Genomic DNA, 11,301 nt, shown 5'->3' with positions numbered 1-11,301 from the left:
TATATTGGATTTGGATAGGTTACTACCACCAGACCATTATAAAGGATTTTTTTGTGTAATGGATAGAATGCAGAAAATTTAGATTAATTAAGTGTGATACGTTATTTTAATGCGACGCTAGTGTAAAATAACAAATAAAAGAAAACTACCCGTATGAAAAATATATAAAATATGAAGTGGACCATATTGCGGATAATAGTATGCAGACCCAATACTAGGAATCTCTATTTCTTCCAATCCAACAATGCCAAACCCTGTCATATTAATAATATAAATAAGTGTACTCCAAATAATTAAAAAGCTTAAAACCTTTTTATTAAAAATAGAAATCAAATATCTATAAATGGCTTTGTTTTTTATATTGGTAGTATGTTTTTTTATTAGTACATATGCAAGATAAAAAACAATTGGTATCATAAATGTCGGACCCATACGAAGAATTTTAAATACCCAAAATACTGTCTCTTTTGAAAAGATGCCATCAAAATATAATATCGCTACATCCAGTTGCCACAAACTGATAGCTAGCATATATAACAACAAAGCATATGATACTTCAGATTGATTATATATTTTCCTAACACTAATTGCCAAAACCATCGGAATAATTCCAATAATGGCAACGAATAACCCAATAATCAAGAATTTCACCCACTAATTAAATATATCTCTTTATATATGTGCAAGCCTTATTTCCTTCTAGATTCATCTCTTCGTAACCTTATTTATTTTTCGAATAGTCTGTGGAATATAAACTTACTATGTCCATCCAAAACCACTTATCTAATTTACTAGATTCTATTATTACTATTTATATGCTAATAAACCTGATACAAAAATTCTCTCCATAACGGTTCACATCCAAACTTCGTTTCCCATATAACTATAATTTTTGTCTATGTTATAAACGTAGCTAGATATATGCGTGTATACAGTTAGATTGTAACATAGATGTAATAAAAAAACTTGTGGTTTCATACCACAAGTTCTATCATCCATACATTTAATCACATCTATATTACCATCTATGGAAACCTTATCTAGCTGGACAACAGTAACAGATAATCAGACTATGCCTCCTACCTTGAAATACTTATACATAAATTATAAATGCTTTGTATATTACTGATTTAATAAGAAGTGGAATGAATTATATCCTCCTTTATATTTTCAAAATAGTGTTATAACTTAGTTAAGAGCTGTGTATGTCTATACAACTTACAAAGCTTTTTATAAAGAATTATTCTTTTATTTAAAATTAATTCGATTCAATAATTTAGCCTTTTGATAGTGAAATATAGATTGAGATATTTCAAAAATGGTACCTTTTACTAAACAGACCGTATTTTCTATGATTAATGAGGGATCATTTGGACTAATACTTAGTACGCTTGCAGTTTCTTCATCTATTTTCTCACAAAAAATCACCTTATCTGCAAATCCAATCTGTAATCTCAAGTCATCTATTAGATAACTATAAATTGAGTTCTTCGCAATCTCTTCACTTAAATACGGCACTATATCTTTATTAAAATAACTTACCTCAATAGAAAACGGTTCTTTATCTACAATACGAAGACGTTTTACAAAATATAGTTGTGTTCCAACTGCACATCGTAATTTATTTGCCTTATCATCGTCAGCTTCTATTACTTTTAGCTCCAATATCTTTGTTTCAATAGTACTTGATAGTAAATCTTTGGTTAATCCTCTTAGACTACCTAAATTTACATAGTCTGTTATAGAATCTTCTCGTAAAAACATCCCACTTCCTTGTACCTGATAGATATATCCACGATTCACAAGCTGAGTTATTGCTTTACGAACTGTATTTCTGCTCACTGCGAACGTTTTAATCAATTCATCCTCTGTTGGTAGTTTTTTTGTCCTGTTATATTTTCCTTCTCTTATTTCTCTTTCAAGCTGATCTGCCATTTCTTTATATTTTGCAGCCATATAATCTCCCTATTCAATAGTAATTAATGGTTATATTATACACAAAAACCCCTTGAAGTAATTCAAGAGGTTTTATACATATTACAGTTCTTCCCCCCTCGTTTCAATGATATGTTTATACCAATGGAACGAAAGCTTCTTCTTTCGATTCAAATTATCTTTGTGATCCACATAAATAAAACCATATTGCTTTTTATAGCCATTTAGCCAGCTTAATAAATCAATCACAGACCATGCATAGTATCCTTTTAAATTGATACCTTCTTGGATGGCACGCTTCACCACTTTTAAGTGCTCCTCAATATATTTAATCCTTGGAACATCTACAATTTCTCCATCCATTATTGGATCTTCATCACCAAGACCATTTTCAGTTACATACATTTTTATATCCCCATAACGCTCTTTCAACATATGCAAACCATCCAAAAATCCTTGAGGTGAGATTTCCCACCCCCATTTTGTATAGGTCTTATCTTCCATTTTTACCGTTCGATAATACCCATCAAAAGAAGGATTACCAGGAGCTAGTGTAGAGGTTTCTCTAGAATGCTCTATTTGAACATTACTGTCTTGTATTCTTTCCACCCTAATTGGCTGGTAATAGTTTAGCCCAATGAAGTCATTGTTTACAGCATTTCTCCTTAACATATCTAATTCTTCTTCTGTCCAAGTAGGAGTCCAGCCTTTATCCTCTAATTGCTCTACAACATAATGAGGGTATTCTCCTTTTAAGATTGGGTCATAGTACCAAAAAGTTTCATATTCATTCGCATGATGAGCAGCTAATCTATTATCTACTTGATTATCCACACTATATGCAGGCAAGAAAACATGAGTAATACCAATTTCCCCATATTGCTTTAATGATTTATACACTCCGACTGCTTTCGCATGAGCATAAAACACATAATGAGTAGCTTGGAAATATTTCTTAGGATCATTTTGAATACCAGGTGGATGAGCTCCTTTTAAGTATCCTAACCCACAAAACATTACTGTTTCATTAAATGTAATCCAATGTTTTACACGATCCCCAAATGATTTAAAGCATGTTTCTGCATATTTAACGAATGCTTCCGCTGTACGTTTATTCGTCCATCCTCCATCCTCTTCAAGAGGTAAAGGCAAATCCCAATGATACAAGGTTACAAAGGGAACAATAGCATATTTTAGACATTCATCTATAAGATTATTATAAAATTCTAAACCTTTTTCATTAACTTCACCATCACCGTCTGGAAAAATCCGTGCCCAAGACACAGAAAATCGGTAAGATTCTAACCCCATTTCTGCCATCAATTTCACATCTTCTTTGTATCGATGATAATGGTCAATTGCAATGTCTCCAGTAGTTCCTTCGAATGTTTTTCCTGGAATTTTAGAGAAAACGTCCCAATTTGTTTTCCCTTTTCCATCTTCATTCCATGCTCCCTCTACTTGATAAGAAGCAGATGCTGCGCCAAATAAAAAATCGTGTGGAAATCGCATTACTAAACCTCCGATAAAAATATATAGTTATAAATTAAATTTATTGGTACAAATTTAATAATAGTATAAGCTTTTTTAGCTTTTATTACTAGCAGAAATTCTATCTTTACTTTCATGAATTGATTACATTATTCCTATGTAGCCATTAAACTTTATTAACTATTCTCTCTAGCATTATGATTGTTCTTCTAAGTCACTAAACATAAATTGGATCAAAAAGGGGTCAGCTTGAAGCAAAAGTAATTTAGAAAGATCAAATAGAATTTTTATCCAGATGATCTACGTTCCAGGGGTGAAACTTCTGTGGGAGCTACGAGACAGCTGAGACCCTGCAGGCCATGGGCAGGAACACCTGTAACGGAAATCATCTCCCCATTCCTATGCAAGTTCTCGACATACTAATGCCACATAAATTATTCGGATTAGAATAGACATAATCCTTTTTCAACAAAGTGAAAAAGCTAGTGTTTTCACACTAGCTTTTTATTATTTATTATTCATTATTTAATTAGTTTTTACATCAATATCAGAAATATTTAAAACCAATCATTCGAAAATTCACTGTGTTTTAACTACTAATTCAAGCACTACTTCTAGCTATTACAATGATATTAACACCGAACAAAATTTTAATTTATAATATTTCTTGATATCTATTCTTTTCCTAATACAATTTAAACATAGTAAAGAAAGGTCATCATTCGGACAAGGATGCACAATTTTTATTCATTTATTACATGGATAATAAACGTAAAACTAATATGTTTCCCTTTTCATATTTTTAATTTTCACACTCAAAATAGTCAAAGCAAATAATAGAGTAACTGAATTCCCAAGAAGTATTGCGATATCCTGAATATAAAATCCATAGATTGCCCATAAAAATACACCTAAAGTGAACATAGTGTACATTAATAAGGAAATACCGTCCGTGTTTCTTTCCTTAATTGTCTTAATTGCTTGAGGTAAAAATGATAAGGTTGTTAAAATGGAGGCAATGTATCCAAAAAATGAAAACAAATGATCCATGCTTTTCCGCCTTTCTACAAGGAAATATAAATAAATTCTACTGAACTATCCTTATAGTAAGGGATTTCACTATCATGTTTAACATGAATATTTTCCTATGCCAACGGAACTTTTTAGATAAATCAACCACATCATCTACTCATTTTCTAGTATTAAATTAGATTCTATTTTTGTTATTAAGTTAATAAGTCTATTAACTCATTAGCATTTTTACTTTTAATAATTTTTTGGACAATTGTCTTATTCTCAATAATGGAAATCAATTTCTTAAACATACCATCTAACTCTGTTTGAGTACCTTCTTTAATATTTAGCAAACAAACAAATTGAACCATCTGTTGATCATGCCACTGTACAGGACTTGTTAATGTACATACTGTCCAAAATGTCTCTTCTGTCACTGGCACCATTGGATGAGGAACTGCTACTAAATTTCCATAACTAGTAGGTGCAATAGATTCTCTCTCTAATACAAGGTCTACATAATTCTTTGGTACAAGCTCTTGCTTATATAATTCATCACATAAAAATTGAATAATACCCTCTTTTGATTGTAATTCTTGTTGAAGAAAGATTCTAGATGGATGTAAATGATTCTCTACCTTATGTGTAGAAATGGATAAATAACTTTTAATGGAGTTTATATCTTTATCTTCTAAAAAAGTGTTAACCACTTGTATGGGTATCCCTATCTCTTCTGTTATTGGAATAGTACTAATGATTAAATCAATAAACGATAAATTGTAAGAAGATAAATTATAATAATTAATGGTATCTACAATTTCTAATTCTTGATCAAATAAATTTTGCAACCGATAGTATAGTAATCTAGCACTACCTACCCCTGAAGCACAAACAATCAGTACTTTTTTTCTTTTTTTCTTTTCTAACTTTATCCGTTCAAGTGCAACCCCGATGTGCAGAGAAATATAAGCAATCTCATCTTCAATGACCTCTATTTCTAAATATTCTTCTATACACTTACTCGCTATAATAGCACCTTCAAATGCAGCTGGATATTTCTTCTTTATATCATGTAATAGTGGATTACGGATGTTCATTCTATTTCGTAATCTATTCATTGCAGGTCGTATATGCAGTGTTAATGCTTGAACAAATTCACGATCCTGACTAAAATCCCAATTTAATTCAGACTTTAATCGCTCTAACATCCTGTTAATAATAGTTCCTGCTTCATCAAACTTTCCAAATTCCACTAGTTCTTTTTTATGTAACAATTTGGTACCTACTAGATGCACAATAATATAATGAATTTCTGCTTCTGGGAAAACTAGTCCAGTTAATCCTTCTATTTTATGTATAATTTCTTTGGCTACAATTTTTTCAAATGGATGATCGTCTACTATTACTTCTGTTAATTCTTCCATCACAAAGCCTTCTTTTATTCTTCTACAAGCAATGGCTATGTGTGTTGCTAAATTCTCTAGCGAGATGTCAGATATATCCATTTTGTATTTATTGACCTTATGAATAATAATTTCTTTCAATTTTTTTAAAAGGACTGGATCAATTAATTGTAAAGAGTCTTCTTTAAGAAATGTCTCATGGTTTCGATTTAATAGTAGATTAGATAAACATAACCGTTTCATATATTCATCGCCTTCTACCTTTGATCCATAGTGAGGTCGATTTATTAATCTTAATTTATACTTATCTAGAACCTCTTTCACGATTTTCAGATCATTTTGAAGGGTTGACATAGAAACATACATCTCATCCGAGAAGTTCTCTAGTTTAATAAATCCCTTCTCTAAGAATAAACGCTTTAGGATATAGAGAACTCTAGCATCCTTATCAGCAAAATCATTTGCTATTGTATTATCTTCTGCTGTTTTCTCATAGAGTGCATGAGAGAATCGTTCAGAGTCTACTATTCTCAGCATATACCCTTTCCCTCTAATAGAATCAATTTCCACTATTGATCCATTTATTTGATTATCCTGCATTACTTTGATTTCATTTCTTATGGTACGGTCACTAACGCCTAATTCCTTTGCCATCCAGTTGGAAGTAACGGGCTCTTTTGACTTTGATAATAGGATTAATATATCCTTTTGTCGTTTTGATAGTAAAGTCAAAGCATTCAGCTCCCCTTTCCATGATATTTTCATCATCTAAACAGTTTCTGCCTTGTTTAGAATAACCTGCCTACCTCTATAATGAAAAAGTCAAAAAGCAAAATATAGGAAAAAATGGAGTTTTCACTACAACTCCATTTTTCCAGATACATGTATAATTGTAAATATTATTGTACTAATAGTATTTACAATTATACATGTATTAAAGCTCTTCCCCACTCGTATCAATAACACGCTTTTACCATCTATTCTATCTTCTATATTTTACTTTGTAAAAGATGAAGAAGACGGCTTATTCCCACAGAGAACCGTCTTCTTTTATCATGTTAGGATATTAAGTTAATAGGGAACTAACTTTTTTACCTTAACTGTATAGCATAGTAATCTGCATTTTTTTCGTTTAAATTAGATTACTGTTTCTCCACCTTTTTCTTGTTCTACTAGTTTATTATCATACATTTTAATGAACGGGAACCAAATTAGGAAAGCTACTACACCACAGATTAATGCAACAATAACTGCCATAAAGTCTCCTGCTGTTCCAATAAATGCTCCGATACCGATAGGAGATGGCCAAGGTACTTGTGCAATGATTGGTTCAACAAATTTCAACTTAATTGCCCAATAACCAATAGATGCTGATGCCATAGGAGCTAAGAAGAATGGGATAGCTAAATATGGATTGTAAACAATCGGTAATCCAAATAGGATTGGTTCATTAATATTGAAAATACCAGGTGCTAGAGAAGCTTTACCTAGAATTTTTAATTGTTGTGATTTAGCTAAAAATGCAATGAATAATACTAAACCTAAAGTCGCTCCTGAACCACCCATAATAACGAATGAGTTTGGAAACTCCCCTGCAAATGGAATATTCCCACCGTCTAAGTTAGTTGCCATGTTAGTTAACAGAATTGGTGTTAAAAATGCTCCTACAATATTCGCTCCATGAATACCTACGATCCAAAGTGCATGGATTAAGAAGTAAATTACCATAATACCTAACCAACTGTTTGTTAAGTTAGTAACAAAGCTAAATGGAACAGCTACAACCTTAAATAAATCTGTACCTACAGCCACTAATATCCCATTAATAATCAAGATAACAAATGCTACTAAAAATGCTGGTATTAATGCTGTGAATGATCTTGAAACACCTTCTGGTACTGCTTCTGGCATTTTAATAACCCAATTTTGTTTCACACATAATCTATATAACTGTACGGCTATAACTCCTACAATAATGGCAGCGAAAATCCCTGTTGTACCTAAACGACTCACACCATCACTAACCATTTGCCAGCCACTAACAATTGTTGTTGAATCATCGATCTGTTGAACAAGTGCAATTTTCCCACTATCTATCACTAGCATTGGAATAGTCATAAAGAACGCAAACATGGAAAGTAATGCACCATTTAAAGGATTAAGATTTAAGTTATCCTCATCCGCAATGATTTTTGTATACTCATATCCTATTACAAGATTAAAATATAAGGCTAGAATTCCCATTGTAGATTTATTTGCTAACATATATAAGTCACTAATTTTAAAGAATGTACTATTGAAGAATCCTTCTAAAAAGGTAAGTGTTTGTGGTAATACATTGAGTACAAGGAACATAGATCCTACAATAGTAAATGGAATGGAAGCCATCCCTGCAGCCATTACGGCACGGACGAAACGTAAGGATGCAACTTTCCCCATCGGACCCATTAAATACTTTTCAAAAAGAGCAAATACCTTGTTTTCTCCTGACATATAAACTCCTCTTTTCTTCTTAATTAATAACCTTTTCATATGATTTAATGCGTGCATAATGCTTATCATCGTTGTGTCTAATCTTATCCAAACGTCTAAGAATGAAAGCAGCTAATAACAATCCAAAAATTAAAATCGTTAATACTAATATTCTTGATTTATCCTGATTAACTAGGAATGGATATAAATGAGCAAAAGACGAAGAAAAACAAACAGGTAGTATACAAATAACGTTTGTTACAAGCAATGCTGTAAAACAGTACTTAGTGTATCTGGCATTATTAGTTGGGCTACTATAAATCTTCACTTGCTCTGCAAAACTAGCTAATAAAAATAGTATTAATACTAATGGAATTACATAAAGTATAGAATCACTTAATACCAATGAAATTAACCAGTACAAGTTTGAAAAAAAGAATAATGCCGTTACATATCTAACAAGCAAATAGCGATTAAAGTACATCGATTTTAAACTTTGCTTTTTTCTGTTCTTTTCTAACAGTGCTCTATCATTGTTATTCATATTCATCCCTCATTTTTCATCATCTGGCTCTTCACCTATATGCCTTGTTCCCTTTTCGCCAAGTGTATCATTTTGATATATTTGTAAAACTAGATTTAGATAACGCTTTCATTATTCTTGAAACTCGAACCATTCTATTACCTTCTTAAAGTAATTGAAAAAGAGATAGGCATATTAAACAATTAGAAAGCGAAGAACCAAATGTTTCTAATAAAAACCACTTTTGCTTGCGCGCAACATTCATGGAATATAGCTCTAGAAATAGATTAATTCGGTAACTCTTGTAAAATTACATTACCAAGTTTTTCAATGCCCATTGGAATTGGAACATATGCTTGTGGTGGAATATTCACTACAGGTTTTCCTGCACGATCACCAGTTTCTTTCAGCTTATTAAAATACATTTTTGTTTGAGGGCTTACTAGATAGAGATCAAATTCACCTTTTTCAATCAGTTTTCCACCTTCGTTAGCGGAAATAGCATCTAATACAATATCTTGACCCTTTGATTTAAAGTATTCAGTTGTCTTTTTTGCCATTAAAGAAGATGACATTCCAGCTGCACAAATAATTAATACTTTTTTCATTTTATATTCCTCCAGTTAGATATGAGTTTTTTTGACTTTTAACATATTGATAAATTCTACTCAATTCGTTTTCTTATGAAGTGCAATGATTTCTTTCGCTAAATCAATAACTGTCATTGCATTCATTAAATGATCTTGTGCATGGATGAGTAATAAACGAATCTCAAATTTTTCTCCACGAGCTTCACCTTGAATAAGATCTGTCTGATAACGATGAGCGACTCTCATTGCTTCATTTGCGTCTTCTAGTTTTTGTTCAGCTAAGTCAAACTCTCCGATTCTAGCATCATTAATAGCTTCCATTGCTAAACCTCGAGCATTTCCTCCATTTAGAATAATTTGAAAACTGATTTCTTCTAAGTTCATCACAATCACCCTTAAGTTTAAATAGATAAGTTCATATTTTTACATTTGGCAGTAAATAATAAACTAGTAGCTTTTCTTCGATGTCTCTTAAGTATTATGTGTATGGTTGCTTATACAATATGGAATAGTTCTAGTTTATTTGATAACGTTTTCATTTACTATTTAACTGCTTGATTAAATCTTATAACAGATTTACCTTTAAGTTAATTTAAAGTCTTTCCTTTGCGCAACGGAAAACATTACCATAAAAACGGAAACCAATAACGGAAAGGATAAAATGTTGCTCCCTCTGCAAAAGAACTTGAATTCAGATATCACATGAATAAACCTATTACATTGCATTTTCCTTCCCTCACTTATTATCAACTCCAAGAATTTGTTTCCATCTAATTTTTTATTTAAGTAGTTAATTTAGGCAAATGTATTATATGATGAAAGAAAATCAACTCTCCATACTCATATCCTTAAACAATTGAAGGGGGAACTAAAAAATGGATGATATTAAAGTCATTATTATGGATGTAGATGGCACCTTGACCAATAAGGAAAAAAAGATTTCTGCAAAAACAAAAGAAGTTTTAATGAAAGCACAAGAAGCTGGAGCAATCTTAGTTCTTGCATCTGGAAGACCTACATCTGGATTAATGGATTTTGCTAAAGAATTAAAAATGGAAGAACACCATGGGCTTTTAGTTTCTTTTAATGGATCAATGGTAGTGGATTGTGAAACGAATGAAGTATTATTCAACGAAACAATGAGCGTGGAACATGGACAGGCAGTTCTGGAGCATATGAAAAAATTTAATGTAATGCCTATGATCAATAAAGATGACTACATGTTTGTAACAGATGTTTTTAACAATGAAGTTATTTATGATGGGAATCCTATTAACATCATTCAATATGAATCTCGTGGTGGAAAGTTTAAGTTATGTGAAGTAGATGATTTGGCGGCTTTCGCTGATTATCCATTGAATAAAATTCTAACAGCTGGATCTCCTGATTATCTTCTGAATCATTATAAAGAAATGATGGAACCTTTTAAAGATACTTTAAGTTGTATGTTTACCGCTCCTTTTTACTTTGAGTTTACAGCTAAGGGTATTGATAAGGCTAAGGCTTTGGATACTGTATTAATTCCTAGAGGCTACAAGAGGGAAGAAATGATTGCTTTTGGAGATGGACATAACGATGCAACAATGGTCGAATATGCAGGACTTGGAGTTGCAATGGCTAACGCAGTAGATGATTTAAAGGCTGCCGCTGATGAAGTGACTCGTTCTAATGAAGAAGATGGAATTGCTTATACATTAAGTAAATATATAAAGAATGCTGATTACTAATTCAATCATTAGGTAGCGTATATTTGATACCTAGAATGAAAAAAGCTGACTTAAAGAACAAAGATGATATATGGAATACTATGGTTTCTTTAATTTAATAGCTTATACATGATATGATTATTAAGTTCACACTATATTCTTGATAA

The 11,301-nt window shown here is 31.7% G+C and carries 10 protein-coding genes; 1 reads left to right on the top strand and 9 read right to left on the bottom strand.

The genetic code is table 11. The annotated features are described in order from the left end of the window. Nucleotides 1-117 precede the first annotated feature (117 nt). The 9 genes from F9279_RS19480 to F9279_RS19440 form a co-directional block, all read right to left on the bottom strand. Nucleotides 118-642 carry a hypothetical protein gene (locus F9279_RS19480; protein ID WP_152115965.1) on the bottom strand — a complete coding sequence of 175 codons (525 nt, stop codon included), beginning with the start codon at nt 640-642 and terminating at the stop codon, nt 118-120. 606 nt (nt 643-1,248) lie between these two features. Beyond that, a complete protein-coding gene (locus tag F9279_RS19475; RefSeq protein WP_152115964.1) occupies nt 1,249-1,956 on the bottom strand; it encodes a GntR family transcriptional regulator in 708 nt (235 codons plus the stop codon). Nucleotides 1,957-2,037: 81 nt separating this feature from the next. Beyond that, nucleotides 2,038-3,447, bottom strand: coding sequence for a glycoside hydrolase family 1 protein (locus tag F9279_RS19470; RefSeq protein WP_152115963.1), 1,410 nt, complete (start codon nt 3,445-3,447; stop codon nt 2,038-2,040). 756 nt (nt 3,448-4,203) lie between these two features. Continuing rightward, entirely contained in the window at nt 4,204-4,476 is a 273-nt protein-coding gene (locus tag F9279_RS19465) for a SemiSWEET transporter (protein WP_152115962.1), read from the bottom strand. A gap of 176 nt (nt 4,477-4,652) precedes the next feature. After that, nucleotides 4,653-6,575 carry a BglG family transcription antiterminator gene (locus F9279_RS19460; RefSeq protein ID WP_152115961.1) on the bottom strand — a complete coding sequence of 641 codons (1,923 nt, stop codon included), beginning with the start codon at nt 6,573-6,575 and terminating at the stop codon, nt 4,653-4,655. Between the two features lie 405 nt (nt 6,576-6,980). Next, nucleotides 6,981-8,336 (bottom strand): PTS cellobiose transporter subunit IIC, encoded by a 1,356-nt coding sequence (gene celB / locus F9279_RS19455; RefSeq protein ID WP_152115960.1) that lies wholly within the window; start codon nt 8,334-8,336, stop codon nt 6,981-6,983. Nucleotides 8,337-8,355: 19 nt separating this feature from the next. Further along, nucleotides 8,356-8,859, bottom strand: a complete 504-nt coding sequence (locus F9279_RS19450) for a hypothetical protein (protein ID WP_152115959.1) — start codon at nt 8,857-8,859, stop codon at nt 8,356-8,358. A 266-nt stretch (nt 8,860-9,125) separates the two neighbouring features. After that, nucleotides 9,126-9,446, bottom strand: a complete 321-nt coding sequence (locus F9279_RS19445) for a PTS cellobiose transporter subunit IIB (protein ID WP_152115958.1) — start codon at nt 9,444-9,446, stop codon at nt 9,126-9,128. A gap of 60 nt (nt 9,447-9,506) precedes the next feature. Next, nucleotides 9,507-9,812, bottom strand: a complete 306-nt coding sequence (locus F9279_RS19440; protein WP_193224631.1) for a PTS lactose/cellobiose transporter subunit IIA — start codon at nt 9,810-9,812, stop codon at nt 9,507-9,509. A gap of 491 nt (nt 9,813-10,303) precedes the next feature. Between F9279_RS19440 and F9279_RS19435 the strand changes: the two genes are divergently transcribed. Continuing rightward, nucleotides 10,304-11,155, top strand: a complete 852-nt coding sequence (locus F9279_RS19435) for a Cof-type HAD-IIB family hydrolase (protein ID WP_152115956.1) — start codon at nt 10,304-10,306, stop codon at nt 11,153-11,155. The last annotated feature ends 146 nt before the right edge of the window (nt 11,156-11,301 follow it).

Source organism: Bacillus sp. B1-b2 (assembly GCF_009183415.1).
Lineage (GTDB): Bacteria > Bacillota > Bacilli > Bacillales > Cytobacillaceae > Niallia.
The sequence above is the reverse complement of the archived record's forward strand: the minus strand, read 5'-3'. Positions and strand labels throughout refer to the sequence as shown.